Below are 25,290 nucleotides of genomic sequence, written 5' to 3'. Positions count from 1 at the left end.
GCTAAGTCGGCGGAGAAATATCGGGTATCCGCCGCGGGATGGGTCCATCCCCCCTACCGGAGGCGAGCTTCGAGTAGGCCGGAAGACGGATGAAAGCCATCCTCCGGTCGCCGTCACGGCTCGGTCCGTCGGCCGTTACGGAAAGTGCCTCGTACGGATAACGTCATGACGACGGCCAGTCGACGACGAACGGCCCGTATCCAAGGGAGAACGTTTCCCCAGAAGGCTTCAGAAAGGGAACCTCGATGTCCTACGACGCATCTGACGACTACTTCTTGGGTTATCCGAAGCTCCCCGAACTCCCCGATCTCCCCGGTCGCCCGGACGGGGAGGTCCTGGGTACGACCGGCGTGATGGTCACCGGTTTGGGAATGACCACGCCGCTGGGCGGCGACGTCCACTCCACCTGGAAGGCGCTGCTCGCCGGCGAATCCCCGATCACCGTGCTCGACGAACCGTGGTCTCGCGATCTGCCCGTACGACTGGCAGGTCGGCTGAGTCAGGAACCGACCGAGGTACTGGACCGGGTCGAGGCCCGACGGATGGACCGCTGCCAGCAGATCGCGATGGTGGCCGCCCGGCAGGCATGGGCCGACGCCGGCGCGCCCGAGGTGGCGCCGGAGCGGCTGGCCGTGGTGATCGGCACCGGTCTCGGCGGCGGGGGGACGCTGGTCGACCAGCACGACGTGTCGTTGGCCAAAGGGCCGGGCCGCGTGTCGCCGTTCGCGGTGACGATGTTGATGCCCAACGGTTCGGCCGCCGCCGTCAGTCTGGCTCTCGACGCCCGGGCCGGCGCCCACGCGCCGACCAGCGCCTGCGCCTCCGGAGCGGAGGCAATAGCCATGGGGCTCGCCTTACTGCGGGACGGGCGGGCCGATGTCGTTGTCGCCGGCGGCACCGAGGCATGCATCGGCCGGCTGTCCATGGCGGCTTTCGCCCGCATGGGAGCCCTGTCCGGCCGTCATGAGGACCCTCAGAACGCATCGCGGCCGTTCGACAGTGCCCGTGACGGCTTCGTCATGTCCGAGGGCGGCGGCGCCGTCGTGCTGGAGCGGACCCAGTTCGCGAAAGCTCGTGGCGCGCGGATGTATGCCACGCTCGCCGGTACAGGGATGAGCTCCGACGCGCACACCATGACGTCTCCGTCAGCGGACGGTCAGATCAGTGCGATCCGCGAGGCCTTGCGCTCCGGCGGCCTCGGCCCGCAGGACATCGTTCACGTCAACGCCCACGCTCCCGGTACGCCCGTCGGTGACCGTATCGAGGCGGCGGCATTGCTGGAATCGCTCGGTCCGCATGCTCTGGTGACGGCGACCAAGTCGATCACCGGCCATCTCATAGGCGGGGCCGGGGCGATCGAGGCCATCTTCACGGTCCTGAGCGTTTTCACCGACGTGATTCCCGCGACCAGGAACCTCGACGACAAGGATCCTGAGGTGAAGGTGGACATCGTCACGGGAACCCCGCAGCGCATCAGGGTCACCGCAGCCATCTCGAACTCCTTCGGTTTCGGCGGTCACAACGTGGTTCTCGCGTTCACCAAGCCCGCCTGACCACGGCTTGGGACGGGCGGCCGGAGGACAGGGGGCCTGCCGCGGCCTGTTTGGCCCGCGGTGGCTGGGGCGGGGGCACGAGACCGCTCCGCTGGGCCATCAGCGCCGCGTGCATCCGGTTCGGCAACTCGAGCTTGGCGAGGATGCGCGAGACGTGGGACTTCACGGTGGCGAGCGTGACATGCAGCTCGTGGGCGATCTCCTGGTTCGACCTGCCCATGGCTATACCGCAGAGAACTTGGGTCTCGCGGCCGCTCAGGCTTGCCAGGGCGACCGCGTGAGACCGCTCATGTGGCGGCGGCAGAATCTCGAACCGATCGATCAGCCGTCGGGTCATCGTGGGGCACAAGAAGGCCGCGCCGTCAGCAACCGCACGGACAGCCGAGATCAGCTCGTCCTGGCTGGCACTTTTGAGCAGAAAACCACGTGCGCCCGCCTTCAGCGACCCGAGCAGATGGCTGTCAAGGGCGTTGCTGGTCAGGACAATTATCCCCGGCGCGACTCGGGGTACTGCCGTCCCCAAGGGCCGGGCGAGTTTCCCGATGAATTCGCATTCGGCATCCACGAGGACGACCTGCGGTCGCCGCAGTTCGACCATGCGTAATGCTTCCTCGCCGACTCTCGTATCTGCGACCACCGTGATATCCGGCGCCTCCCCGAGGGCCTGCCGGAATCCGCGGCGCACGAGATCCTCATTGTCGACCAGCATTACTTCCAACGTGCTGAACTCGTCCATCATTCGCTCCGCCCATGCGATTCGGAAGTGCCCCCGTTGCCTTCGGCAACCAGCAACCGGCACTGTGCGTTTCACTGGCTGTGCTCGAGAATGTTTTCCGGTGCAGCGGTTGCGCGCGTGATGACCGCGGGGCGGGGCGGGCCGAGCGCTACAGACAGCGGTGGCTGATAACGCGCACGCCCCCTGGGCCTCACGCACATCCCGACTAGGCTGAATGGGAGCCTACGGCGGGATACGTCGCATCGATCCCTTCCGATGCTAGGGGGATTGGCAGTGCTGGTTCCAGGCAATGGCGGCCATGCTGTTGGCCGTTCCGGACACGGGTCGGCGGCCGACGAGGTCTCTACGGCTCCACGGCTGTTCAACCGGGGCATCGCAGGCGTGCGCGCGATGGTGGACGTGGGCGTCGAGCGTGGAGTGCCCGTACCGGTATGCCTCGACGGCAGTGGTGTGGACGAGAACGCTCTTGCCGACGATGCCGCACATGTCCGGGCCTGGCAGGAGCTCACTGTGGCGCAGAACCTGGTCCGCGCCACGGGCGACGCTCCCGGCCTGGGGCTCGAGGTCGGCAGCCGGATTCCGCTGCGTACGTACAGCGTGTGGGGCTTCGCACTGCTCGCCAGCCCGACGCTACGCGAGGCCGCGACTGTGGGACTGCGGTACCTGGAACTCACCTTCGCCATGGTGGGGATCCACCTTCAGGAGGACGAAAACGAGGTCTGTCTCGTCCTGGACGACGGGCTGGTGCCCCCGCCCGTCCGGCACTTCTTCATCGAGCGGGAAATAGCCACTATCCGGGCCATCCTCGACACCATCGTGGGCCGGCCCTTCACCCCCCTCCGGCTGGATCTGCGCTTCCCACGGCCTGAAAAGTCCGCGCCGTACGAGGGGTTTGACGACGTGCCCATCGCCTTCGGGGCGCCGCGCAACGCGATCGTCACCCTCGCGCCGGTACTGGAGCAGTCGCTGCCGCAGGCGGACCAGCACACCATGCAGGTGTGCGAACGCGAGTGCCGGCTCCTGCTGGCCCGGCGCACCGACACCGGATTCGCAGCGCGGGTACGGGAACTGCTCATGCAGTGGCCGGACGGCATCCCCGACATGGGCGTTGCCGCAGCCGCGCTGCACGTCTCCACCCGCACTCTGCACCGGCGTCTGTCAGTGGAGGGCACGTCCTACCGGCGTCTGGTCGACGCGGCGCGGCACGCTCGTGCTGTCGAGATGCTGTCCACCCTCGGACTCGGGGTCGACCAGATCGCCGTACGTCTCGGGTACGCCGACGCGGCGGCATTCATCCGCGCGTTCCGCCGGTGGACCGGTGCGACCCCCGGTGCCTACCGAACGCGATCGGTACGCGACCTGTCGAGGGTCCACGAGTGAAGGACGGCCTGCCGCCTCTGTGGGGCGGCACGTGCTGCGGTCCGTAACGTGCGAGCCAGCCCGTAGTCATGGCGGCCTCGTCCTCGCAGGCCGGGTCACACGCCGTCACGAGAGGGTATGGAAACCCCCGGTCTCGACTCGATCCGGCCAGGGTGATCCGCGCAATGGCAACCCTTCAGCAGGGCGCGCCCGAACTCGTATGTACGGAACACCTCCGTGTCGACCGCCTGCACAAGCCACTGATGTTCACCGTTCACGGAGATGAGGGAGCGGACGGCCGACGGATTATGAGTCCTTTGGGGATCTTGGCGGTCCTTCCCGATCAACGATCATCCATGACATTTTCGCAGGTCAAAACGGGTGACCTTTGTCGATGCCACAGAACCCCAGGATCCGCCGGCACTGTTCCGCCGTATACGCGTGGCGGACCGCACGGCGCCCGGCAGCGCTCCGTCACCGGGTGTCGCGCGGGCGAGGGGCCTACCGTGGGAGATGGTCCCGGCGTCGGCCCCGCCGACCGGCCGGTCGTTCACGCCGGAGGCGGAAGGAGGCACGAGATGTCCGATGCGATACGGGACACCACGGCCCGGCGCGTACGACATTTCGTCGACGCCGGATATCCCGACGCCGGGCCCGTCGAGGCGGCGGTGGAGGGAGCCGTCTACCGACTCGGGGACGGAACGGTGGCCAAGGTGTGGGAGCGCCGACGGGGATCCGAACTGCGGCGGTTGCAGCGTTTCTACGCCGATGCCGCGGCGCACCTGCCGTTCGGCGCCCCGGAGATCCTCGCCGTGGAAGACATCGACGGTGTCCCGATGACCGTGGAGCGGGAGCTGACCGGCGAGCCCTTGGCGGGCAGGATCCGCACCGACGACCCGGACGAGGTGCTGCCCGAAGCGGTCGACTGCCTGGTCGGCGTGCTGCGCGCCCTCGCGGACGCCCACGACGTCGACGAGGTCAAGCACCTTTCTGTGCTGGACGAGGAACGCCCGCTGTGGGAAGGCCACACCACTTTCGGATCCGCCCTGGCGGACCTGGTGGACCGGCGGGTCAGCCGGTGCGCGGACCGGCTCTCCACGCATGTCCGCGACTTCGACGACACGCGCGCCCGGCTGCTTCGGAAGCTGCGCTCGCTGCCCCGTACCGACGAGGCGGTCGTCCACGGTGACGTCTTCCCGGAGACCGTGCTGGTGGACGACGACCTGCGGCCGCTCGCCCTCGTGGACTACGGCTTCCTGTCCACGGGCGGGGACCCGCGGTTCGACGCCGCCGTGGCCGCGGCCATCTTCCCGGCGGGTACCGAGCACGCCCCGGAGATCACCCGGCAGCTCACCACGCGGTTCGCCGACGAGTTCGGCTACGCGGTCGACGACCTCCTGCTGTACCGGGCCGCCTATGCGATGGCCACGAGCGACGCCTTCGCGCCGGGCGGCGGTGACGAGCACTTCGCCTGGTGCGTCACCGTGCTCGAGGACCCGGCCGTCGCCGAGTCCCTACGCCGGTGACGCACCGCGGGCAGCCGGGAAGTTCCGGTGACGGTGTGTGCGGTGCCCTACGATCCCGAGCGGATCCAGGGGCACATGGCCCTGGGGGTCGAGCGGCAGGACCGCATCGTGGTGGCTGCCGGCGTGCCGGACCCCGCCACGACCAGCATCGACACCTTCGACCCTCATCGGTCACGGCGCACAGCCAGTCCCGCCGGCCTCGGCAGGCCCTTCGCCCTGCGTACCGAGCCCGATGAGTCCGTCAACCTGGCGGCACCGCAGGCCGGAGCTGAGGAAGTCGCTGGCCATCTCCGCGGGCGCTGATCGCGCACCACCCCTCCGCTGGCTGAAGCCGCCTCGACAGCGGATGGTCACGGCCGCCGCCTGCTCAAGCTGCCGCCTACGGCTGAGAGCGCACCCACGAGCGCGGCACGGGCCCCTTGTGAGGTTCCAGCGTCACGCGGGGGTGGCTGATCAGCCGGTCAGGACCGGTCAGTGGGTGTTCAGGTTCGCCGTTTCGGCCGTCGCCCCGTTCTGGCGCTCACGGTGTGACCTGTGCGTGCCGGTCGCGTTCGTCAGTCGTGAAAGATCATCACGTGTGGCCACTGAATCCGGTGTGCTCCGGGGACGGGCGTTCTCGGTAGCCTGACCATCTGCTGCACGGAGTGTCCATGTGTCCGACTGGTCCGTGCGACGGCTTCCGGCTCATAGTGATGAGGCAGCAATGAGTGAACTGACGAAGCCCGAGGTCGACGTTCCGGAGGGTGACGCTCCTACCGAGCTGACCATCCGGGACCTGGTCGTCGGGGACGGGGCTGAGGTGAAGCCGGGCATGGTGGTCAGGGTCCACTATGTCGGGGTGACCTTCGAGTCCGGCAAGGAGTTCGATGCCTCCTGGGACCGCGGTCAGCCGTTCAAGTTCGCCCTGGGCAGTGGCAAGGTCATCAAGGGCTGGGACCGGGGGGTGAGGGGGATGAAGGTCGGCGGTCGGCGCGAGATCATCGTTCCCCCGCGTCTCGGCTACGGCAATCAGTCGCCTTCGCCGTTGATCCCGGCGGGCTCGACCCTGGTCTTCGTGGTGGACCTGCTGGACTCGTATTCCAGCACAACCGGGTGGAGCAACGCCTAGTGACCCTGGCCGCTCCTCCCCTGCAGCGTGCCGCGTCGTCCGCCGGGGTGGGCGCCGCCGTGCTCCTCGCTGTCGCTCCTGCTTCCGCCTCCGCAGCGTGCGAACGGTTCCGCTGCGACTCGTTGACCGCCGAAAGCCACGAGGCGACCGACTTCCGGACCAGCACCCCGCCAGAGAGCCGCACCAGCTCTATTTCCCCTGGTCAGCTTGGGTGCAGCTGCTGTACCACCAACAGACGAAGAACATTCTTTGTTCTTGCAGCCCTCAGAAACTTGGTTTCTCCTAGAGGCTGAAGTCGGTTGCCTGGAGGCATCGTTGCGCTCCAGGCAACATGAAATGACGACTACCTACTGTAATGAATCGGGTTCTTGGCGTTACTGTCTGACATCCAAAGCAGGGACGGCCGAGGCGAGCGCCTACGTCCGGTCCGAGGCAGTCGGACACGACCTGCACCGCGGCCACTACATCGTCGTGGTGCAGTGGTCGAACCGGACTGCGGGTCGAGGCCATCAGGAGCGCTCCTGACTTCGACAAGGAAAAGCACATCGGCGCCCCGACCTACCACGACCAGCTCAGCAACCACCACGGACGTCCGACACAGCCCTGACCCACCCGGGAACCGGCCTCCTCGCAGGACCTCCCACCGTGCCCGGCCAGGGACCGCCTCGTAGCCAGCGTGTTCAGCGACGCCGGCGAGTCCGGATGCTGCACCGCCAGGGCTGATGCCGTGGATCAGAACACCCGCCATCAGCCGCGAAACGACCGGAGCCTCGCAGATGACGCGCGATCAGGACTACCAGACCCTCTCAACTGGGCGACCACCGGCGCCACTTCCCGAGACGTTCAGGTCCGGCCGGCGGACGTCTGCTGCGGCCCAGGCAAGCGCTCGAAGGATGAAGGGCGTCGAAGCGGGGACGATCAGCAGGTACATATGGCGCCGGGGGTGCGGCGCTGCCGGGGGCTGGGGCGGCGTCTCGCACGCCAGCCCTCGTGTCGGTTCCCCGACAGGTGTCAGGCAGCCATCCGTGCCTCGCCAGGTGCGCTGACCTCGAACGGTATCCACAACCGGCATTCAGGACTAGGCTGTTGGGTGAAACCCCAGTCCCCGGTATCGATGCTGTGTCCAGCTCCCGGGGAGGCCCACTGTGTTCGTTCTGCTTCTCATCCTGATCGTGCCTCTGGTCGGCCTCGGTTTCCTTCACCCCTTCTGGTGGCTGGCCGCCACGGTGCTCGTCTTCGCCGCTGTCCGCCACGGCCGCGATCATGGCGGCGGTAGCAGTTCAGTGGAGTTCCGGGACTACAAGGAGCGGCGGGATCGTCAGGAACGCTGGAACCGCCGCTACGGCCGCCAGAACCGGGCGCGTTGGGAGCGTGAGGACCGTCGGGACCGCGAACGCCGCGGGTGACCCGTGAAGGGGCCCGGCGACCAGGAGAGTTGCGGGACCGCTTGCGCCAGGCCGGACCCATTCAGCTAGTCGAGAGGTACGCCATGCAAGGCACAACCGTGCTCCAGAGGACCGGTGGAAGCTGCGGGCGGAGGCCACGTGGGGGAACCCGGCGACGGGAGAGGACGTCGAGGTCCTGCGGCCCAGAACGATCAGCTGCGGCGGGCACTGGCCGGCCGCGCGGTCATCGACCAGGCCCGCGGCATGCTCATGGCGCTGACCCCGGCACCCGTGGGGCGGCCAGAGGTCTGCTCGTGAACGCCTCACGGCAGTGCGACACCAGACTTCCCGAGGTGGCCGCGGCCATGGTCACCGCCTGGGAGGGCAAACCGCTCCCCGACCGGATGGAGCGCGCGCTACGACGTACCTTCGGAACTTTCATGCCCAAAGCCAGCAGTGCAACACGCGGCGGCCGGACAGGTCGTCCAGGTAAGGAGAAGTCATGATTCACGCAGCCGACGTCCGGGAATGGCGCGAACGCGATGTCGTCGACGCCGAGTCTCGCAAGGTAGGTGTCCTCGAGGCGGTCTACGTGGACACCAGCACCGATGAGCCGGCCATGGCCACGGTACGGACCGGACTGCCCACCCGGCACCGTCTGGTCTTCGTACCCCTCGACGACGCGATCACCGGACCGGACTACCTCAAGATCAGTTACGCCAAAGCGCTGGTGGCGCAGGCCCCTTCGATCGGCATGGACGACGTCCTGCCCGCTGATCAAGAGGAAGCGATCTTCAAGCATTACGGGCTGCCCTACCAGCCCGGCACCGCCGGGGAACGGCAACTGGCACGCCGCTGACCGCCTCCAGGCAGGATGGCTGCCCCCGAGGTACGCACCGAGTGCGCGCCGGGTCCGCGCCCTCGTCCCTCCCGTCCTCCGGGCCGTCGACGGCTCACTGTCGCTCCGCAAGGGCGGCCCGGGCCAGTCGGGCCTGGGCCGCGGAGACATTGCGTCTCTTCCCCGCACTCCAGGAACGTGTCCCACCCATCCATACACGGCAAGGGCGGTCGGGCGTAATCCACGAGGTGCGTCCTGGACCCCGGCGTGGCCGATTCGAAGCAGGCACTGCTCACCGGCGGCGGAGGCGCACCTCCTTCCGCCCCTGTGCACCTCCGGGCACCGCCCGGTACCGGCAGCATCATGTACGGCGCACCCGTCCGCACGAGCATGCCGCAGGGCACAAGTCCGCAGGCGGGCAGGTCGTACGGGAAGCGAGGCGTCATGACCGGCGTACGTGCGATGACTCTCTACCGGCGCGACGGTCGCGCGACCGTCTTCCTGGCGGGTGAGATCGACGCGGACACCGCTCCCGCTGTGGGTGCTGCCGTCGATGACTACTTCAGCCGGGAGACCGGCGACGTGGACATCGAACTGGCCGACGTCAGTTTCTGTGACGCCAGCGGCCTGAACGTCTTCCTCGCCGCCGCCCTGAGCGCGGACGCGAGCGGCCGCCGACTGCGGCTTCGCCACCTGACGCCCGCTGTCCGCCGGGTGTTCGACCTCACCGGCACCGCAGCCTTGCTCGACGCCGACCAGGCCGAGCCTCCCTACCGCCCGGAAGACTTCGCGCCGATGTCCCCCGTGCCGGGGCCGCCGGCGGCCTCTGGTGATCAGTGACCGCATGGCCGGGCTCCTCAGCCTGCTCCAGGAACGCGACCCGGCCGGCCGCGGCGGCGACATCGCCGCCGCCGGTGTCGCCGCACTGGGCGTGGACGGCGTCACCGTCTCTCTCACTTCCGGACCGGACCGCGGTGAGACCCTGCGGGCCTCCGACGGCGCCTCCCGCGGCTTCGAGGATCTGCAGGCGACCCTCGGCGAGGGCCCGGGGGTGGACTGTCTGGCCGTCGGCACCACGGTGCGGGTACCGGATCTGGCACGCGTGCGCCGCGACCGGTGGCCCGCACCGATCAGGGAGGTGCCGGACCAGGCGGCGCGGGCGGTGTTCTGCTTCCCCCTGCGGATCGGCGCGATCGTCCTGGGCGTCCTCAGCCTCGTACGGCGTGCGCCCGGCCAACTGACGCAAGGGCAGCGATGACGCCCCGGCTCTGACGTTCGTACTGACGATGCACCTGATGGACCGCGGCTCTCCCGCGATACTGCCACCCGACGAGTCGGACGGGCCGCCCCTGCTGCAGGCCGTCGTCCGCCAGGCGACCGGAAATGGTCAGCGTCCAGCTCGCCGTCCCCCTGGCCGACGCCCTGCTGCGCCTGCGCGCCCACGCCTACGGCAGCGGGCGCACTCTCACCGACACCGCTCACGACATCGTGGCCAGACGCCTTCGACTGGCCCCCGGCACCGACTTCTTCCCGCCCGCCTCAGAAGACAAGGACTGATGCCCTGACCCCCCGTGAACAGCACGTCACCGAGGTCTTCGTCGAAGTCGCCGACTCCCTGGTGGCCGACTTCGACGTCATCGACTTGCTGCAACGGCTGTCCGTGCGCTGCGTGGAACTCCTGGACGTGGCGGCCGTCGGCATCCTGCTCGCGGACAAGGACGACGTCCTGCACGTCCTCGCAGCCTCCGACGAACACACCCGGCTGCTGGAGCTGTTCGCCCTCCAGTACGACCAGGGCCCCTGCGTCGAGTGCTACCGCAGCGGCCAGGCGCGCACCGACATCGACCTCACCGACCCGCAGGCCACCGTCAACTGGCCACAATTCACCCGCGGTGCCCGGGAAACAGGATTCGTGGCCACCAACGTCCTGGCGCTGCGGCTGCGCGGCCGGTTCATCGGCACCCTCGCCTTGTTCCACACCGCCCCCGGGCCCCTCAGCCCCGAAGACCTCGCTCTCGCCCAGGCCCTGGCCGACGTCGCGACGATCGCGATCCTCCAGCAACGCACCCTGTCCCACGCCGAAGCCGAACGCGACCAGCTCCAATACGCCCTCAAACCGCATCGTCATCGAGCAGGTCAAAGGCGTCCTCGCCGAACGCTGGCACCTGGGCGTCGACGAAGCCTTCGGCACACTGCGCGCCTACGCCCGCGCGCACAACCTCAAACCGTCCCAGCCGGCCCGGAACATCCCCGCAGGCACGTTCGACACCCGGCAGATCCGTGCAACGCCGACACCCCCTTCCCGCGCAAAGCCCGGCGCATGAAGCCCTGGGCGCCGACTTCCCGGCACAACGCTCAACTCAGCGGACTGTCAGCTCGGAAGAGTGTGCGCGGGCCCGTGTCGAGCACACTCGGGAGGGACCCCTGTGCGCTCGGCGTCCACCGGTCCGGGCAGCTTGTCCGTGTCCGCTCCGCGCCGCGCGTGGCCTCGCCCGTCGGGCGAGGACGAAACGGCGCCTCGAATGCCGCGGGCCAGATGGTGCTACTGCCCACCGGGTCGAGGAACGGCGCCGACGCACTGGCGCCGAGCGCGTCGGCGCGCGGAACACCACCGCGTGGATGCCGCGAGCGGGCTGTCGAAGAGGCCCGGCATCTCGAACTCGCTACGACCGCCGGCCGCCGGTGCGTGCGACGGCCCGCTTCAGATCATGGCCCCACGCCAATACATCCCCGGCCCGTCAGGATCTCACCGGCCCTGTACAGCCCGCGCCTCGCCCAGCGTCTGACCAAGATCCGGACCCTATCCGGGCCAGAACCCCACAGCTTACCGTCAAACCAGCATTCGCACTGCTCAGGGCTACGCGAATGCTGTACCACCAGCAGACGAAGAACCTGCTGGTGTCGTACTCGGCGAAGAAGCACGGCTTCTTCTAGATCCGTCCGACGGATATACGGACGGATGCGCAGGCCGAACAACGAAAGGGCGTCCGACCGGGCCAGGTGCCCGGCGGGCGCCCTCTTGAGCCGGCCGCGGAGCTTGAGGTGGTTCCGGCGCTTGAGGTGGCCCCGGCGCTTGATGTGGCCGCCGCAAGCGCCTGCGCCGGGGTGACAGGAGATGCTGGGAGGGAGAGCGACGGACGAGGACGGCCTGGAGGCGATGGCGGTGACAGCCGTCAACCCGATGGACAGCGCCTCGGTGCTGGCTGCCTTCGGGGCGCTCGGGCTCCTCGTCGTGATCTTCGCCGAGTCGGGTCTGCTGGTCGTCGGCTTCTTCCTGCCCGGTGACACGCTGCTGTTCCCGGCCGGTGTGCTGTGCGCCGGCAGTGCTCAGCAGGACCCCCGGCTGGAGTTGTGGCAGGTCCTGCTGTGCGGGGCGGTCGGCGCGGTGGCCGGTGGCGAGGTGGGCTATCTGATCGGGAGCCACGGCGGGCGAAGGCTTCTGAGCCGCACGTCCAACCGGCGTGTGAAGGGCGCGGTGGCGCGGGCGGAGGACCTGCTCGCCCGGTACGGCTACGGCAAGGCGCTGGTGATCGGCCGGTTCGTGCCGCTGCTGCGGACGGTCCTGCACCCGGTCGCCGGTGCGCTCGGGGTGCCCAGGCGGCCCTTCACGGTCTGGCAGACCGTGGGCGGTGTGCTCTGGTCGCAGACCCTGATACTCGCCGGGTACACCCTGGGCGCCTCCTTCCCGCACCTCGACGAGTATCTGCTGCCGCTGGTCGCCGTGGTCGTCGCCCTGTCGATGCTGCCGCTGCTGCTCGAGGCCGGGCGTACCCGCCGCGAGCGCCGCCGCAGGCGGCCCTGACCGGGCCGGACGCTCAGGGGCGCCGCCGAACCCGCCGCCGGCCGAGCCGTGCTGTCGAAGGAGCCGGCTGGGACGACGGAGAGGACACCCGGCGGACGCCGGAACGCACAGCACGGTGTCCTGTCGTGCCGTGCCCTCCGGCACCGGTCACAGATCCGCCGCCCGGTGAGTCGTCCGTCCTCCCACCACGGTGAGCAGGACGGGGAGCGCCGAGAGGTCGGTGTCGGGCACGGCGAGCGGGTCCTCGGCCAGGACCGTCAGATCGGCGCGCCGGCCGACGGAGAGCCGGCCCGCGTGGTCTTCCTCTCCCGCGGCCCAGGCGGCGTTGACCGTCATTCCCTGGAGCGCCTGGAGTGGCGTGAGGGCCTGGCCGGGGCCGTGCGGGGGCAGAGAGAGGTCGGCGGGGCGGCGGTGCCGGGCGCCGGCCATGACCTGGAGCGGCGGGTACGGCGCGATGGGCCAGTCCGATCCGAGGACGACCCGTGCGCCGGCTTCCCACAGGTCACGGCAGCGGAACGCGCGATCGGCGCGCTCCTCGCCGAGTCGGCGCGACCAGTTGTCGGTGTGATCGGCGCGCGTGAACTCGCAGCAGTGGGTGGGCTGCATGGAAGCGGCGACTCCGAGCCGCGCGAACCGTCGCACGGTGTCGTCGGGGACGGTCTCGATGTGCTCGACACGGTGGCGTACCGGACCTGTAGCCGACCCCGGCGCTGGCCTTCGTACGGACCCCTTCGCCGGCTCCCGCACCGATCCCGGAGCTTCTGCCTGTGCCTTCTCGACGGAGTCGAGGACATGGCGTACCGCCGCGTCGCCGATCGCGTGGGTGGCCGTGGGCACGCCGGCGCGATGAAGAGCCGTGATCACGTCCGTGTAGCGCTGCGGGTCGGGCCAGTGGGCGGCGGCCGACTCGCCGTGGCAGTCGGGGCTCTCCAGCCAGGCGGTGCCGTTGTCGATGGTGCCGTCCATGAACAGCTTCACGCCGGCCACCTGCCACAGCCTGCCACCGGTGCCCTGCGCCCGGACGAGACCGTCCACGGTGTCGTCGTCCGCGTCGGGCCGGCACCAGGGGGCGACGCGCAGCCGCAGGGGCAGGGCGTCCTCGGCCTCCAGCGCGGCGTAGACGGCGAGGCTGTCCCCGTTCGCGTCCATGGCGTGGCCGCCGGTGAGTCCGGACGCGGCCATGGCGCCGAGCACCCGTGCGGTCCGGGCGCGTATCTCGGCGTCGGTGGGCCGCGGGGCGACGGCCTCGACGAGTTCGCAGGCAGCGTCCTCCAGCAGCAGGCCCGTGGGCCGGCCGCCCGCGTCGCAGACGATCTCCGAGCCCTGGGCGAACGAGCGCGGCCCGTCGACGCCGGCCAGTTCCAGTGCCCGTTCACTGGCGATCAGCGAGTGGGCGTCGAACAGGTCGATGAGGGCGGGGATGCCGTCGAGGACGGGGGCGAGGGCCGCGTGACCGACCGGGGCGGTGCCGAAGGCGTTGGGGTCCAGGCCCCAGCCGCGCAGCCAGGCGCCGGGGCGCAGGCCCCGGGCGGCCTCGGCGAGCACGGTCCGTACGGCAGGCAGGTCACGGCATGCGGACAGGTCGGCCCCCATGGTGCGTTCGGCGCCGGAGACCGGGTGGAGGTGCCCGTCGGTGAGGCCCGCCGTGACCACCGCTCCACGCAGGTCCACGACCGTGCTGCCGGGGCCCGCGAGGGCACGGGCCTCCCGGTCGTCACCGAGGAAGCTGATGCGCCCGTGCTCGGCCGCGAGCGCGGTGTGCGGGTGGAACCGGCCCGTGCCGGAGTCGAGCAGCCGGGCGGAGAGGAGTACGAGGTCGGCGGGCACGAGGCTCCTTGGTGACGGGGGGGTGGAAACGGATGGAGCGGATGGGATGAGAAGGCCCGGTGGGCGTCGCGGAGTCACCGGAGCCGACCGGGGTTCCGGGCGGATGGCTCAGGGGCCGGCCGCCCGAGGACGAGGACGGCCGGGAGGCCGGCCCAGGGACGAACGGGACCGGCCGAAGCCGGACCGGCAGGGGCAGGCCACCCGCCCGCGCGCCGTGCGAACCGGAGGCGGACGATCCCGCCGGAACACCGGCAGCGCTCAGTCGTCACCCGGGTCGAGCGCGCCGCGTGTCAGCCCGAGTTCGCGTTCGGCGGTGGTGACGGCCATGCGCATGACCGCGGGCGGTCGCCGGGGCGTCGCCGTGTTGGCGTGCGCGCCGAGGCCGTCGAGGACCACGAGGATCTGGACGGTGGCCGTCAGGGAGTCGTCCGTGACGAACTCGCCCGCGGCCACGCCGTCCCGGATCAGTTCGTCGATCCGGTCGCGCCAGGCGGCCTCCTGCTGTTCCACCCGGTCGCGCAGCACGGGCCGGTACCGGCTGAGGTGGCGGGCGTTGATCCACAGCCGGCTGATGGCGTCGTACGCCTCTCCCGAGGTGCGGGCAAGGAAGCGGCACAGGTGCCGGGTGGGGCTGCCCTCGGGGCGGACGGCGGGGAGGAGACGGTCGAGTTCGCCGGTCGCTGCGCTGCCGAAGGCCTCCGCGACGAGGTCCTCGGCCGAGGGGAAGTAGTGGCTGATCAGACCGGGGCGTACGGCGAGTTCCTCGCCGATCCGGCGCAGGGTGACGCACTCCAGGCCCTCGGCCAGAGCGACGGCGGCGGCCGCATCGACGATCTCCGCCCGCCGGGCGGCCGGGTCCTTGCGGATCCGCTTGCGCTGAACGCTTGACGACATGACGACGATGCTATTGAGTGTGCGACCAATAAGCAACTGGTCACGCGCTCAATAAGCGGCCAGGCCGACCCCACCGCCCCGGAGGGCCCCATGGCGTCCACGCTCCCCGACCCGCATCCCGACGCGCGGCGCACGGCCGCCGACGGGACCGCCGCCGCTCCCCCGGGCGCCGGGCGGACCGGTGGCGTCGAGGCCCACGGCATCGACCACATCCCGGACTCCGAACGCCGGGGCCGCCCCCGTGAGCTGTTCTCCGTGTGGGCCGCCGCCAACGTCAACTACCTGAGCCTGGTGGTGGGCGGCGCGCTGGTGCTGATGGGGCTGAGCCTGTGGCAGGCGCTGGCGGTGATCGTCGTCGGCAATCTGTTCTGGCTGCTCACCGGCCTGCTCGCGATCCCGGGGCCGGCGGCGGGCGCCCCCAGCGAGGTCATCACGCGGACGATGTACGGGGTGCGCGGGAACCGGGTGAACAACGCGGTGACCGGCTGGATGATCTCCGTCTGCTACTTCGCGCTGAACCTGGCCGCCGCCGCGACCGCGGCCTTCTCCCTGGTGGGCCGGACCGGGTTGCCGGTGACCACCCCGGTGAAGGCGGCCGTCGTGGTGCTCATCGCCGCGGTCACGCTGGCGATCAGCGTCTACGGCCACTTGGCGATCGTCCGGCTCTACGCCCCGATCACCCTCGCCCTGACGGCCGTCTTCGCCGTGGTGGCCGTGGCGGTGGTACGGCACGCCGACTTCGGCTACGTGCCGGACCGGCCGTTGACCGGCACGGATCTGTGGGCCACCGTCCTGGCGGGTGTCGCCCTCATCGCCTCGGGCCCGCTGTCGTACACCACGAGCGCCGACTTCTCCCGCTATCTGCCCCGCACCACACCGGCGACGGCCGTGGCCGGCTGGACGGCGCTCGGCGGCTTCCTGCCCGGCGTCCTGGTGTGCGGCCTCGGCGCGCTCGCCGCGACCGCGGTCGACATGAGCGATCCCGAGTCCTCGCTGCAACGGCTGCTGCCCGGCTGGTTCCGGCCCGTGTTCCTGCTGGCCCTGGTCCTCGGCACCGTCGCCCTCAACGCGCTGACCGCCTACAGCGCCGGCCTCGCCCTGCAGGCCGTCGGCATCCGCATCCGGCGCTCGCTCAGCGTCCTCGTCGACGGTGCCGTGTCGGTCTCCCTCACCCTGTACGCGCTGCTCGTCTCCGACTTCCTCGACACCGTCGGGAACGTGCTCCAGCTGACCGTGGTGCTGCTCGGCCCCAGCACGGCGGTGTACGCCACCGACATCCTGCTGCGCCGCAACCGCTACGACGGCCCCGCCCTCGCCGACGAGACCCCCGCCGGCCCCTTCTGGTACACCGGCGGCGTCAACCGGTCCGGAGCGCTGGCCCTCGCGGCCGGCGTGGTGGCTTCCGCGGTCTGCGTCGACACCGTCTACACCGGCCCCGTGGCCGCGGCCCTGGGCGGCATCGATCTGGCCCTGCCGGCGGGCCTGCTCGTGGCCGCCGACGTGTACGCGCCGCTGATGCGCCGCGCACGAGGACTAGGCTGACCGACCGTCCAGCACAGCCGACCGACCATCGGAGCCGCGTCATGCACGTACGCCGTGTCGTTCCCAACGTCCGGACGACCGCGCTGCCGGAGAGCGCGGAGTTCTACGGCGTCCTGGGGCTGGAGGAGGTCATGAACCACGGTTGGATCATCACTCTCGCCTCCCCCGGCGACCCGGTCGTGCAGCTGAGCCTGATGAGCGAGGACCGCACCGCCCCCGTCGTCCCCGACCTGAGCATCGAGGTCGGCGACGTCGACGCCGTGTACGCGGCGATGGTGGCGCGCGGCGCGGAGATCGTGCATCCGCTGACCGACGAGGAGTGGGGCGTGCGCCGGTTCTTCGTACGGGACCCGGCCGGCACGGTGGTCAACGTCCTCAGCCACCGCTGACGCGCCGCGAGCGGGGAACGACGCCCCCTGGACGGGCTCATGACGAGCCGTGAGACTGGCTCGGGTCCGACGTCTCCGACGTCCCCGGTCCTCCAGGACGGTGCCATGGAAGAGGAAGTCCCCCGCGTCGAGCTCACCCCGCAGGCTGCCGAGCTGGTGCGCCGGCTGCGCGACCTGCACGGGCCGCTGATGTTCCACCAGTCGGGCGGCTGTTGCGACGGCAGCGCGCCGATGTGCTACCCCGACGGCGAGTTCCGCACGGGCGGCTCGGACGTGCTGCTGGCCGAGCTGGCCGTGGACGGCGTCGAGGAGCCGGTCACGTTCTGGATGTCGCGGAGCCAGTACGAGGCGTGGAGCCACACCCGGCTGATCGTGGACGTCGTCCCGGGCCGGGGCAGCGGATTCTCCCTGGAGGCACCCGAGGGGGTGCGTTTTCTCACCCGTTCTCGCGTAGTCGACGTCTAGTCGTCCCGTTCGCCGCCGCTGTCTGGTGCACTGCCTTCGACACAGGGACAGTTGACGAGGCATCAGGGGGCACGGTGACCAGACGTCGCGGGCGTTCGGCAGCGGGCAGAGCGGTACTCACGGTTGTCACGGCAATGGGTGTGCTGGCCGGCGCGGCCCTGGCGGGCGCGGCTCCGGCCGGCGCCGCGCCGGCGGGCAGGCGGATCGCGCCGGGCGTCACCTACCGGCAGTTCGACGTCGACACGGCAGCGGGCGCGGCGCACGCCCACCTGCTCACGGTCGATCTGGCGAATCCGCATGTGGGTGTGGACCTGTTGTACCCGGGTGCGGTGGCGGCGCGGTCCACCGTCTCCCGGCTCGCGGACTCGGCCGGGGCGGTCGCGGGGATCAACGGCGACTTCTTCAACATCACCGAGACCCAGCACCCGGGCGTGGAGGCCACCGGCGCGCCGGTCGGACCGGCCGTCGCCGACGGGAAGGTGCTCAAGGCGGCGGTGCCCAAGGGCCAGCGGTTCGGGCCCGCGCTGCCGCCGGGGACGAACACGCAGGAGGTGCTCGGCGTGGGCACCGACCGGCGGGCCCGTCTGGACCGGCTCGCCCTGGTCGGCTCCGTCTCCACGCCGGACGGCCGGCTGCCCCTCAAGGGCCTCAACCAGTACGCGCTCCCGCAGAACTCCGTCGGCGCGTTCACCGCGAAGTGGGGCAGCGTCTCACGGGCCCGTGCCGTCTGCGGCACCGACTCCGAGCGGGCGGCGCCGTGCAGCGACGACACCTACGAGGTGACGGTGCGGGGCGGCCGGGTGGTGGCCGCCTCCGGCACACCCGGCAGCGGCACGATCGCCTCGGGCACCACGGTTCTGCTGGGCCGTGAGGAGGGAGCGCGGCAGCTGCGGAAGCTGTCGGTCGGCGACCCGGTGACGGTCGAGCACAGCCTGGCGGCGGCCACGTCCGGGGTGCCGTACGCGTTCGCGATCGGCGGCTTCCCCGTCCTGAGGGCCGGCAAGCCGCTGTCCGGCCTCGACGACAGGACCTCGGCGGTGCGCACGGTCGTGGGCTTCAAGGGCGGCGGGCAGCAGCTGCTGATCCTGGTGCTGGACGGGGCCGCGCAGTACCGGACCGGCATGACGGTCGCGGAGGAGGCGGACGCCATGCGGACACTGGGCGCGTCCGACGCCCTCAACCTCGACGGTGGCGGCTCGTCCGAGCTGGTCGCCCGCGAGGGGGACGCCGGTGCCGTGTCGGTCCGCAACCATCCGAGCGGCGGCGCGGAACGGCCCGTCCCGAACGGCATCGGCGTCTTCTCCGCAGCCTGACGGGCCGCCCGGCCGACTACCTGACGGGCTGCCCGGCCCGGTACCTGACGGGCTGTCGGACCGAGCCGCCCCACACGGCCGCCCCCATCAGGGCCGCAGGCTGCTGACCAGGTCGGCGGTCGCGGTGAGCCCGCTGTGGATGGTGGGGGCCATGCTGGTGCTGGCCAGGTAGAAGCCGAGCAGCATGCAGACCAGCGCGTGCGAGATCTTCAGCGCACCGTTGCGGATGAACACCACTGCCAGGATCAGGAGCAGCAGCACCACAGAGATGGAAATGGCCATCGGAACCTCCTCCGCCACGCCCCAGGAGCGGCGTTCGGCCGCAAGTGTGGCGTAGCGGAGGGTTTCGCCGGGCGGCTGACGTGTCCTCCGATCGTGTGGTGTTACGCGGAGGGGTGGGCGTCGAGGAAGGCTTCGAGCCCGGCGAGGTCGTCGGTGTTGAGGTGGTCGACGCCGCCCGCGAGCAGTTCCGACCACAGGGCGTCCCGGGCCGGGCCGGGCGCGTCCGGGGTCGCCCAGAAGCGGATCCGCTGCCCGCGCGCGTGGGCGGCGGCGGTGATGCCGCGCAGCTTGCGCCGTTCGGCGTCCGGGAAGGGGCCTTCGCCCTGCCAGGTGAAGTTCAGCGTCCAGTTGTCGCTGATCAGCGGGACGAAGGAGGCGGGGGCCGCGCCGCCGAGGTCGGCCAGTCGGCCGTCGTAGAAGGCGCGGCGCTCGCTCTGCGCCTCCATGGGGGCGCGGGCCGCGCGATCGCCGGAGACGACGGCGGTGACCGGCCCGGGGTGGACGCGGCCGTGCGCGTACCGGGTGAACAGGTGCGGGTAGCGCCTCAGATGGCGGTCGAGTTCGCGGTACGTCGACGCGCCCTCGGTCTTGATGTCGATGAGGAGCTGCAGCGGCCGGCGCCCTCCGCGGTACACGGAGCCGTGGTTGGCCCGCATGCGGGCGGCGAGCGGGTCGAGGTACAGGGAAGCGAGGGTGCGGGAGGGGTCGAGGTCGGAGGCGTCGTGGCCGATGAGGAGCTGGTCCCCGACGAGGAGGATGTCGGCCTCGACGCTGCCGAACCGGTGGTCGAGCGCGTCGAACAGGGGGTGCGGGTGCTCGTAGTCGTTGTGGGCGTGGGCGTGCCACAGCGGGCGCCTGCCGGGGTGGCCGCCCGCCGCCCGGGCCTGCGTGGCGGGCAGGACGATCGCGCCGGCGAGGGCGGCGCCGAGGGTGGTGAGGGCTGAGCGACGGGTGGTGAGGGCCATGCGCTGCCTCCCTGGGGGTGATGGGACCGGGGAGAGTATGCGTGCGTGGCGTGCGCAACGGCCGCCACTCGTGGCCGAGTTGGCTGGATCGCCGCACTGTGTTCATGTCGCCGGGGAGGGCGCACGATGAAGCCCGCCCCAGGTGGGGCGGGCTTCATCGTGACGGGTCAGGGTGCCTGGAGGTCGACCAGTTCGGCCAGTGCCTCGCGGTGGGCGCCCGCGGTGCCGTAGGCGATCGAGTCGGCCTTGGCCCGCTTGAGGTACAGGTGGATCGGATGCTCCCAGGTCATGCCGAGGCCGCCGTGCAGTTGCACGGCCTCCTCGGTGGCGTGGACGGCGACGGGCGCCGCGTACGCCTGGGCGACGGCGACCGAGACGTCGGTGTCCTCGCCGGAGGCCAGTGCGTCGGCGGCGGCGCGGGCGGCGGCCCGGAGGTTGACGACCTCCAGCCACAGCTGGGCGAGCCGGTGCTTGACCGCCTGGAAGCCGCCGACCGGCCGGTTGAACTGCTTGCGCTCCTTGAGGTACCGGACCGTCTCCGTCAACGCCCAGTCGGCGACGCCGAGTTGCTCGGAGGCGAGCAGTCCGGCGGCGGCGCGCTGGGCCCGGCGCACGGCAGGTGCCGCGTCGCCGAGCCGGCGGGCGGCTGCTCCGTCGAGGGTGACGGTGGCGAGCGGGCGGGTGAGGTCCAGGGAGACCTGCGGGGTGAGCGTGACGGCGTCGGCGGTCACGGCGTACAGCCCGCCGTCGTCGCCCGGTACGAGCAGCACGTCGGCCGCGGCGGCGTCCGCGATGCCCGCGAGCTCACCGTGCAGCGTGCCGTTCTCGACGCGTACCGTCCTGAGGGCGGCGCCGGGCGCGTGGTGCAGGGCGACGGCGAGGGCGCCGACGGTCCGCCCGGCCGCCAGCTGCGCCAGCAGTTCCTTGTCGCCGCAGGCGAGCAGGGCCTCGGTGGCCACGACCGCGCTGGTCAGGTAGGGCACCGGCGCGACCGAGCGGCCCAGCTCCTCCAGGACGACGGCGGCCTCGCGGTGGGTGGCGCCCTGACCGCCCAGCTCCTCCGGCACCAGGAGCCCGGCCAGGCCCATGGTGGCGGCCAGGGTCTTCCAGAGGGCGAGGTCGTGCGGCGCGTCCGTCTCGGTGCGGGCGATGACGGCCGGGGCGGCGCAGTGGTCCGTGAGCAGGTCGCGGACGGCGGCGCGCAGCGCCTCTTCCTCCTCGGTGTAGAGGAGATCCGGCTCGGTGCTCATCGGGCGAGGTCCTTCCATGCGACGTCCTTGTCGGTGCGCGGCTCGGCGGGCAGGCCCAGCACGCGCTCGGCGACGATGTTCAGCAGGACCTCGCTGGTCCCGCCCTCGATGCTGTTGCCCTTGGAGCGCAGGTAGCGGTAGCCGGCGTCGCGGCCGGTGAAGTCGACCAGTTCGGGGCGGCGCATGGTCCAGTCGTCGTACGCGAGGCCCTCCTCGCCGCGGAGTTCCACCTCCAGGCCGCTGATCTCCTGGTTGAGGCGGGCGAAGGCCAGCTTCATCCCGGAGCCCTCGTAGCCGGGCTGGCCCGCGACGAGCTGCTGGCGCAGGCGTTCGGCGGTGAGCCGGGAGACCTCGGCCTCCACCCACAGCTTCAGCAGGCGCTGGTGCAGGTCGTGGGTGCGCAGCTCGGGGCGTTCGCGCCAGGTCCGCGCGATCGGGCCGATCATGCCGCCCTCCCGGGGCATCCGCATGCCGCCGATGGAGACGCGCTCGTTCATGAGCGTGGTCTGCGCGACCCGCCAGCCGTCGCCGACCTCGCCGAGGCGGTGGGAGTCGGGGATGCGGACGTCGGTGAGGAAGACCTCGTTGAACTCGGCCTCGCCGGTGATCTGGCGCAGTGGCCGCACCTCGACGCCCGGGTCGGTCATGTCGCAGACGAAGTAGGTGATGCCCGCGTGCTTGGGCACGTCCGGGTCGGTGCGGGCGATGAGGATGGCCCAGCGGGCGAGGTGGGCGCTGGACGTCCACACCTTCTGGCCGTTGACCACCCAGGAGTCACCCTCGCGGACCGCGCGGGTGCCGAGGGCGGCCAGGTCGGAGCCGGCGCCGGGCTCGCTGAACAGCTGGCACCAGACCTCCTCGCCCGTCCACAGGGGCCGCAGGAACTGCCGCTTCTGCTCCTCGGTGCCGTACTTCAGGATCGTCGGCGCGGCCATGCCCAGGCCGATGCCGATGCGCCGGGGGTCGTTGTCGGGCGCGCCCGCGGCCTCCAGTTCGGCGTCCACCACGACCTGGAGGGAGCGCGGGGCGCCGAGTCCGCCGAGCCCCTCGGGGTAGTGCACCCAGGCCAGACCGGCGTCGAAGCGGGCCCGCAGGAACTCCAGGCGGTCGGTGCCCGCGGGCGGGTGGGCGGCCAGCAGCTCGCGCGTGCGGCCGCGCAGTTCCTCGGCGTCGGTCATGCGCCGGCTCCCTTCTCCAGGACCACGGCCACCCGGCCGGTGGTCACGCCGTCGGCGACCCGCTGGACGGCGGCGGCGGCGCCGTCCAGCGGCACCCGCTCGCTCACCAGCGGCCGGATCGCGCCGCGCGCGGCCAGTTCGGTGAGCTGCTCGTGGCAGTGCTGGACCAGCGCGGGGTTCTTGGTGTTGTACAGGCCCCAGTGGAGGCCGACGATCGAGTAGTTCTTCACCAGGGCGTGGTTGAGCGCCGGGCTGGGGATGGTGCCGCCGGCGAAGCCGACGACGACGATCCGGCCCTCGAAGGCGACCAGCTTGGCGGACTGCGTGTAGGCCTCGCCGCCGACGGGGTCGTAGACGACGTCGACGCCCCTGCCGCCGGTGGCCTCCTTGACGGCGGCGACGACGTCCTCGGCGCGCCGGTCGACCACCACGTCGCAGCCCAGTTCGCGGGCGACGGCGGCCTTGTCCGGTCCGCCGACGACACCGATCACGGTGGCTCCGGCGGCCTTGCCGAGCTGCACGGCCGCGCTGCCGACGCCGCCGGCGGCGGCGTGCACGAGCAGGGTCTCCCCGGCTTCCAGGCGGGCGCGGCGGTGCAGGCCGAACCAGCCGGTCTGGTAGCCGATGTGCAGGGCGGCGGCCTGCGCGTCGTCCAGCGACTCGGGCGCGGGCAGCAGGGCGCGGGAGTCGGCGAGGGCGTACTCGGCAAACCCGCCGTGCGGCAGCGCGGGGTTCGCGATCACCCGCCGGCCGTCCTCGGTCTCGCCGCAGATCTCCACCCCGGGGGTGAAGGGCAGCGGCGGGCGCACCTGGTACTGGCCGCGGCACAGCAGCGCGTCGGGGAAGTTGATGTTGGCGGCCCGCACGCGCAGCAGCACCTGACCGTCTCCGGGCGTGGGCCGTTCCACCTCCGCCAGGCGCATCACCTCGCTGGGCTCGCCGTTCTCGTGCACTTGCCATGCCTGCATGCGGGGCCTCCACGGGACTGCTTCGTCTGACCGGGTCCGACCGCATACTAAGCGGTCGCTTGCCGATCAGGGAACAGTCGAACGGGTCACGTACGGGCCGGCCGCGCCCTGACGTGCATCCGCTCCCCCTGCGGCCCGAACAGGCTGAGGAACTCCACCGGCCCCTCCCCCGTCGATCCGAACCAGTGCGGCACCCGCGTGTCGAACTCGGCGGCCTCCCCCGCCGACAGCACCACGTCGTGCTCGCCGAGGACGACCCGCAGCCGCCCGGACAGCACGTACAGCCACTCGTAGCCCTCGTGGCTGCGCGGCTCCGGCTCGGCGGTCCGCTTCGGTTCGAGGACCTTGAAGGCCTGAAGGCCGCCGGGCTGGCGGGTCAGCGGCCAGAAGGTGCGGCCGTGGCGCACCATCGGCTTGGCCCGCACCCGGGGGTCGCCGACCGGCGGCGCGCCGACCAGCTCGTCCAGCGGCACCCGGTGGGCCTGGGCGATGGGCAGCAGCAGTTCCAGGCTGGGTCTGCGCAGGCCGGACTCCAGCCGCGAGAGCGTGCTGACGGAGATGCCGGTGGTCTCGGACAGGGCCGCCAGGGTCACCTCCCGCTCCTTGCGGATCCGCCGCAGCCGCGGACCCACCTCCGCGAGGACGTCGTCGGTACTCGTCTCCGTGCTCATACCGGTATTGCAGGTTCGGCAAAGAAGTTTGTCAATCCGGCAGCGTCCGGGCCACCGTCGGGCGCGGAGGTGGTCACCATGACCGAGAACTGGGAAGTGGTCGTCGTCGGCGGGGGCGCGGCCGGCCTGTCCGCGGCACTGGTGCTGGGCCGGGCCCGGCGCCGCACCCTGGTCGTCGACGCGGGCGAGCCGCGCAACGCGCCGTCCGCGCACATGCAGGGGTATCTGACCCGGGACGGCATGTCCCCCGCGGAGTTCCTGGCGAGGGGGCGGGAGGAGATCGCCCGGTACGGGGTGGAGCTGGTCCGGGACCGGGCCGTGGACGCGAGCGGGGACGCCACGGGCTTCACGGTGGAACTCGCGAGCGGCCGGAGCGTACGGGCCCGGCAGCTGGTGATCGCCACCGGCCTGACGGACGAGCTGCCGGCGGTCCCTGGGCTGGCCGAGCGGTTCGGCCGGGACGTGGTGCACTGCCCGTACTGCCACGGCTGGGAGCTGCGCGATCTGCCGACCGGTGTGCTGGCGACCTCCCCGCTCAGCGCGCACCAGGCGCTCATGGTCACGCAGTGGTCCAAGGACGTACGGCTCTTCCTGCACGAGGTGAGCGAGTCGGAGCTGACGGCCGACGATCTGCGCCGGCTGGCCGCCGCCGGCGTCACACCGGTGCCGGGCCGGGTCGAGGAACTCGTCGTGGCCGACGACCGGCTCGCCGGGGTACGGCTGGCCGACGGGACGGTGCACGAGCGCGAGGTGCTGTACGCCGCCCCGCGTGCCGTGCCCCGCAACGACCTGCTCGTCCGTCTCGGCGCGGAGCTGCGCGAGACGCCGTTCGGTGCCTACCCGGTGACCGACGAGCGGGGCCTGACGACCGTGCCCGGAGTCTGGGCCGCGGGCAACGTCGGCGGGTTCGCCGAGCAGGTGGTGAACGCGGCCGGCCGGGGCTACCGGGCGGGCGCGGCGATCAACGCGGAACTGCTCTTCGCCGACCTGGACGCGACCGCCCGGGTGCAGAGCCCCGCGACACGCCGTCCGGCGCCTGCCCGGTGACGACGAGCGGGGGCTGACGACCGTGCCCGGAGTCTGGGCCGCGGGCAACGTCGGCGGGTTCGCCGAGCAGGTGGTGAACGCGGCCGGCCGGGGCTACCGGGCGGGCGCGGCGATCAACGCGGAACTGCTCTTCGCCGACCTGGACGCGACCGCCCGGGTGTAGAGACCTCGCTCCCGGTGCACCATGACTGC

At 71.4% G+C, this 25,290-nt stretch carries 27 protein-coding genes and 1 pseudogene; 19 read left to right on the top strand and 9 right to left on the bottom strand.

All coding sequences use genetic code 11. From position 1 onward, the window contains the following. The first annotated feature begins 245 nt into the window (after nucleotides 1-245). Nucleotides 246-1,553, top strand: a complete 1,308-nt coding sequence (locus BLW57_RS33430) for a beta-ketoacyl-[acyl-carrier-protein] synthase family protein (RefSeq protein WP_218138120.1) — start codon at nucleotides 246-248, stop codon at nucleotides 1,551-1,553. Here BLW57_RS33430 and BLW57_RS33425 read toward each other — a convergent pair. Continuing rightward, nucleotides 1,537-2,289 (bottom strand): LuxR C-terminal-related transcriptional regulator, encoded by a 753-nt coding sequence (locus BLW57_RS33425; protein WP_176985816.1) that lies wholly within the window; start codon nucleotides 2,287-2,289, stop codon nucleotides 1,537-1,539. The two genes, BLW57_RS33430 and BLW57_RS33425, sit on opposite strands and share 17 nt — an antisense overlap. 390 nt (nucleotides 2,290-2,679) lie before the next feature. Between BLW57_RS33425 and BLW57_RS33420 the strand changes: the two genes are divergently transcribed. The 12 genes and pseudogenes from BLW57_RS33420 (at nucleotide 2,680) to BLW57_RS33365 (ending at nucleotide 12,307) form a co-directional block, all read left to right on the top strand. Continuing rightward, nucleotides 2,680-3,669 (top strand): AraC family transcriptional regulator, encoded by a 990-nt coding sequence (locus BLW57_RS33420; protein ID WP_256339859.1) that lies wholly within the window; start codon nucleotides 2,680-2,682, stop codon nucleotides 3,667-3,669. A 557-nt stretch (nucleotides 3,670-4,226) separates the two neighbouring features. Beyond that, nucleotides 4,227-5,174 carry a phosphotransferase family protein gene (locus BLW57_RS33415; protein WP_093479449.1) on the top strand — a complete coding sequence of 316 codons (948 nt, stop codon included), beginning with the start codon at nucleotides 4,227-4,229 and terminating at the stop codon, nucleotides 5,172-5,174. A 42-nt stretch (nucleotides 5,175-5,216) separates the two neighbouring features. Next, nucleotides 5,217-5,477 carry a hypothetical protein gene (locus BLW57_RS33410; RefSeq protein ID WP_143051631.1) on the top strand — a complete coding sequence of 87 codons (261 nt, stop codon included), beginning with the start codon at nucleotides 5,217-5,219 and terminating at the stop codon, nucleotides 5,475-5,477. Nucleotides 5,478-5,877: 400 nt separating this feature from the next. Continuing rightward, nucleotides 5,878-6,282 carry an FKBP-type peptidyl-prolyl cis-trans isomerase gene (locus tag BLW57_RS33405; protein ID WP_093479447.1) on the top strand — a complete coding sequence of 135 codons (405 nt, stop codon included), beginning with the start codon at nucleotides 5,878-5,880 and terminating at the stop codon, nucleotides 6,280-6,282. A 1,145-nt stretch (nucleotides 6,283-7,427) separates the two neighbouring features. Further along, nucleotides 7,428-7,688 (top strand): hypothetical protein, encoded by a 261-nt coding sequence (locus tag BLW57_RS33395; protein WP_093479445.1) that lies wholly within the window; start codon nucleotides 7,428-7,430, stop codon nucleotides 7,686-7,688. Between the two features lie 481 nt (nucleotides 7,689-8,169). After that, entirely contained in the window at nucleotides 8,170-8,526 is a 357-nt protein-coding gene (locus BLW57_RS33385) for a PRC-barrel domain-containing protein (RefSeq protein ID WP_093479444.1), read from the top strand. A gap of 423 nt (nucleotides 8,527-8,949) precedes the next feature. Further along, complete coding sequence (locus BLW57_RS33380) at nucleotides 8,950-9,345, top strand: STAS domain-containing protein (protein WP_176985814.1); 396 nt, start codon at nucleotides 8,950-8,952, stop codon at nucleotides 9,343-9,345. 4 nt (nucleotides 9,346-9,349) lie between these two features. Next, nucleotides 9,350-9,763, top strand: a complete 414-nt coding sequence (locus BLW57_RS33375) for a GAF domain-containing protein (protein WP_093479442.1) — start codon at nucleotides 9,350-9,352, stop codon at nucleotides 9,761-9,763. Nucleotides 9,764-9,888: 125 nt separating this feature from the next. Next, entirely contained in the window at nucleotides 9,889-10,062 is a 174-nt protein-coding gene (locus tag BLW57_RS41590) for a hypothetical protein (RefSeq protein ID WP_176985813.1), read from the top strand. Nucleotides 10,063-10,123: 61 nt separating this feature from the next. Next, nucleotides 10,124-10,498: pseudogene (locus BLW57_RS43175) on the top strand (GAF domain-containing protein); the annotation flags it as partial. Next, the gene (locus tag BLW57_RS43170; RefSeq protein WP_306822923.1) at nucleotides 10,398-10,829 is read left to right on the top strand and encodes an ANTAR domain-containing protein; all 432 of its coding nucleotides are present in this window, start codon (nucleotides 10,398-10,400) and stop codon (nucleotides 10,827-10,829) included. The pseudogene BLW57_RS43175 and the gene BLW57_RS43170, both read left to right, overlap by 101 nt. An 839-nt stretch (nucleotides 10,830-11,668) precedes the next feature. Continuing rightward, the gene (locus tag BLW57_RS33365) at nucleotides 11,669-12,307 is read left to right on the top strand and encodes a DedA family protein (RefSeq protein ID WP_093481011.1); all 639 of its coding nucleotides are present in this window, start codon (nucleotides 11,669-11,671) and stop codon (nucleotides 12,305-12,307) included. Between the two features lie 147 nt (nucleotides 12,308-12,454). On the opposite strand, the gene BLW57_RS33360 is transcribed toward BLW57_RS33365, so the two are convergent. Both BLW57_RS33360 and BLW57_RS33355 read right to left on the bottom strand, forming a co-directional pair. Continuing rightward, a complete protein-coding gene (locus tag BLW57_RS33360; protein ID WP_093479441.1) occupies nucleotides 12,455-14,134 on the bottom strand; it encodes an amidohydrolase in 1,680 nt (559 codons plus the stop codon). 258 nt (nucleotides 14,135-14,392) lie between these two features. Beyond that, complete coding sequence (locus BLW57_RS33355; protein WP_093479440.1) at nucleotides 14,393-15,028, bottom strand: TetR/AcrR family transcriptional regulator; 636 nt, start codon at nucleotides 15,026-15,028, stop codon at nucleotides 14,393-14,395. 90 nt (nucleotides 15,029-15,118) lie between these two features. On the opposite strand from BLW57_RS33355, the gene BLW57_RS33350 reads away from it, so the two are divergent. The 4 genes from BLW57_RS33350 to BLW57_RS33335 all read left to right on the top strand — a co-directional run bounded on the left by BLW57_RS33350 (nucleotide 15,119) and on the right by BLW57_RS33335 (nucleotide 18,737). Further along, a complete protein-coding gene (locus BLW57_RS33350; RefSeq protein WP_093479439.1) occupies nucleotides 15,119-16,570 on the top strand; it encodes a purine-cytosine permease family protein in 1,452 nt (483 codons plus the stop codon). A 41-nt stretch (nucleotides 16,571-16,611) separates the two neighbouring features. Continuing rightward, on the top strand, nucleotides 16,612-16,959 hold the full coding sequence (locus BLW57_RS33345; protein WP_093479438.1) for a VOC family protein: 348 nt from the start codon (nucleotides 16,612-16,614) through the stop codon (nucleotides 16,957-16,959). Between the two features lie 105 nt (nucleotides 16,960-17,064). Further along, the gene (locus tag BLW57_RS33340; RefSeq protein ID WP_093479437.1) at nucleotides 17,065-17,424 is read left to right on the top strand and encodes a DUF779 domain-containing protein; all 360 of its coding nucleotides are present in this window, start codon (nucleotides 17,065-17,067) and stop codon (nucleotides 17,422-17,424) included. Nucleotides 17,425-17,558: 134 nt separating this feature from the next. Continuing rightward, nucleotides 17,559-18,737 (top strand): phosphodiester glycosidase family protein, encoded by a 1,179-nt coding sequence (locus BLW57_RS33335; RefSeq protein WP_176985812.1) that lies wholly within the window; start codon nucleotides 17,559-17,561, stop codon nucleotides 18,735-18,737. An 87-nt stretch (nucleotides 18,738-18,824) separates the two neighbouring features. Here the strand turns inward: BLW57_RS33335 and BLW57_RS33330 are convergent, their stop codons facing one another. The 6 genes from BLW57_RS33330 to BLW57_RS33305 all read right to left on the bottom strand — a co-directional run bounded on the left by BLW57_RS33330 (nucleotide 18,825) and on the right by BLW57_RS33305 (nucleotide 24,051). Then, entirely contained in the window at nucleotides 18,825-19,019 is a 195-nt protein-coding gene (locus BLW57_RS33330; protein WP_020938562.1) for a hypothetical protein, read from the bottom strand. Nucleotides 19,020-19,120: 101 nt separating this feature from the next. After that, complete coding sequence (locus BLW57_RS33325; protein WP_093479436.1) at nucleotides 19,121-19,984, bottom strand: phosphatidylinositol-specific phospholipase C/glycerophosphodiester phosphodiesterase family protein; 864 nt, start codon at nucleotides 19,982-19,984, stop codon at nucleotides 19,121-19,123. A gap of 167 nt (nucleotides 19,985-20,151) precedes the next feature. Further along, nucleotides 20,152-21,234: an acyl-CoA dehydrogenase family protein gene (locus tag BLW57_RS33320; protein ID WP_093479435.1), complete on the bottom strand. Its 1,083-nt coding sequence runs from the start codon at nucleotides 21,232-21,234 to the stop codon at nucleotides 20,152-20,154. Further along, nucleotides 21,231-22,412, bottom strand: a complete 1,182-nt coding sequence (locus BLW57_RS33315; RefSeq protein WP_093479434.1) for an acyl-CoA dehydrogenase family protein — start codon at nucleotides 22,410-22,412, stop codon at nucleotides 21,231-21,233. Before BLW57_RS33315 ends, BLW57_RS33320 begins: the two co-directional genes overlap by 4 nt. Continuing rightward, nucleotides 22,409-23,380, bottom strand: coding sequence for an NADPH:quinone oxidoreductase family protein (locus tag BLW57_RS33310; RefSeq protein WP_093479433.1), 972 nt, complete (start codon nucleotides 23,378-23,380; stop codon nucleotides 22,409-22,411). Before BLW57_RS33310 ends, BLW57_RS33315 begins: the two co-directional genes overlap by 4 nt. Before the next feature lie 86 nt (nucleotides 23,381-23,466). Next, the gene (locus BLW57_RS33305) at nucleotides 23,467-24,051 is read right to left on the bottom strand and encodes a helix-turn-helix domain-containing protein (protein ID WP_093479432.1); all 585 of its coding nucleotides are present in this window, start codon (nucleotides 24,049-24,051) and stop codon (nucleotides 23,467-23,469) included. A 78-nt stretch (nucleotides 24,052-24,129) separates the two neighbouring features. Here BLW57_RS33305 and BLW57_RS33300 point away from each other — a divergent pair, with 78 nt between their 5' ends. Continuing rightward, nucleotides 24,130-25,098 (top strand): NAD(P)/FAD-dependent oxidoreductase, encoded by a 969-nt coding sequence (locus BLW57_RS33300; protein WP_093479431.1) that lies wholly within the window; start codon nucleotides 24,130-24,132, stop codon nucleotides 25,096-25,098. A 22-nt stretch (nucleotides 25,099-25,120) separates the two neighbouring features. Then, nucleotides 25,121-25,261, top strand: a complete 141-nt coding sequence (locus BLW57_RS40665) for a hypothetical protein (RefSeq protein WP_176985811.1) — start codon at nucleotides 25,121-25,123, stop codon at nucleotides 25,259-25,261. The last annotated feature ends 29 nt before the right edge of the window (nucleotides 25,262-25,290 follow it).

The sequence above is a fragment of the Streptomyces sp. 1222.5 genome, from assembly GCF_900105245.1.
Taxonomy (GTDB): Bacteria; Actinomycetota; Actinomycetes; order Streptomycetales; family Streptomycetaceae; genus Streptomyces; species Streptomyces albidocamelliae.
The sequence above is the reverse complement of the archived record's forward strand: the minus strand, read 5'-3'. Positions and strand labels throughout refer to the sequence as shown.

Coding starts and splice junctions, on each gene's coding strand:
- BLW57_RS33320 (WP_093479435.1), bottom strand. CDS start 21,234: ATGAGCACCGAGCCGGATCTCCTCTACACCGAGGAGGAAGAGGCGCTG.
- BLW57_RS33355 (WP_093479440.1), bottom strand. CDS start 15,028: ATGTCGTCAAGCGTTCAGCGCAAGCGGATCCGCAAGGACCCGGCCGCC.
- BLW57_RS33350 (WP_093479439.1), top strand. CDS start 15,119: ATGGCGTCCACGCTCCCCGACCCGCATCCCGACGCGCGGCGCACGGCC.
- BLW57_RS33405 (WP_093479447.1), top strand. CDS start 5,878: ATGAGTGAACTGACGAAGCCCGAGGTCGACGTTCCGGAGGGTGACGCT.
- BLW57_RS33375 (WP_093479442.1), top strand. CDS start 9,350: ATGGCCGGGCTCCTCAGCCTGCTCCAGGAACGCGACCCGGCCGGCCGC.
- BLW57_RS33305 (WP_093479432.1), bottom strand. CDS start 24,051: ATGAGCACGGAGACGAGTACCGACGACGTCCTCGCGGAGGTGGGTCCG.
- BLW57_RS33300 (WP_093479431.1), top strand. CDS start 24,130: ATGACCGAGAACTGGGAAGTGGTCGTCGTCGGCGGGGGCGCGGCCGGC.
- BLW57_RS33380 (WP_176985814.1), top strand. CDS start 8,950: ATGACCGGCGTACGTGCGATGACTCTCTACCGGCGCGACGGTCGCGCG.
- BLW57_RS41590 (WP_176985813.1), top strand. CDS start 9,889: ATGGTCAGCGTCCAGCTCGCCGTCCCCCTGGCCGACGCCCTGCTGCGC.
- BLW57_RS33330 (WP_020938562.1), bottom strand. CDS start 19,019: ATGGCCATTTCCATCTCTGTGGTGCTGCTGCTCCTGATCCTGGCAGTG.
- BLW57_RS33385 (WP_093479444.1), top strand. CDS start 8,170: ATGATTCACGCAGCCGACGTCCGGGAATGGCGCGAACGCGATGTCGTC.
- BLW57_RS33315 (WP_093479434.1), bottom strand. CDS start 22,412: ATGACCGACGCCGAGGAACTGCGCGGCCGCACGCGCGAGCTGCTGGCC.
- BLW57_RS33425 (WP_176985816.1), bottom strand. CDS start 2,289: ATGGACGAGTTCAGCACGTTGGAAGTAATGCTGGTCGACAATGAGGAT.
- BLW57_RS33345 (WP_093479438.1), top strand. CDS start 16,612: ATGCACGTACGCCGTGTCGTTCCCAACGTCCGGACGACCGCGCTGCCG.
- BLW57_RS33335 (WP_176985812.1), top strand. CDS start 17,559: ATGGGTGTGCTGGCCGGCGCGGCCCTGGCGGGCGCGGCTCCGGCCGGC.
- BLW57_RS33415 (WP_093479449.1), top strand. CDS start 4,227: ATGTCCGATGCGATACGGGACACCACGGCCCGGCGCGTACGACATTTC.
- BLW57_RS33310 (WP_093479433.1), bottom strand. CDS start 23,380: ATGCAGGCATGGCAAGTGCACGAGAACGGCGAGCCCAGCGAGGTGATG.
- BLW57_RS33325 (WP_093479436.1), bottom strand. CDS start 19,984: ATGGCCCTCACCACCCGTCGCTCAGCCCTCACCACCCTCGGCGCCGCC.
- BLW57_RS33340 (WP_093479437.1), top strand. CDS start 17,065: ATGGAAGAGGAAGTCCCCCGCGTCGAGCTCACCCCGCAGGCTGCCGAG.
- BLW57_RS33420 (WP_256339859.1), top strand. CDS start 2,680: ATGGTGGACGTGGGCGTCGAGCGTGGAGTGCCCGTACCGGTATGCCTC.
- BLW57_RS33430 (WP_218138120.1), top strand. CDS start 246: ATGTCCTACGACGCATCTGACGACTACTTCTTGGGTTATCCGAAGCTC.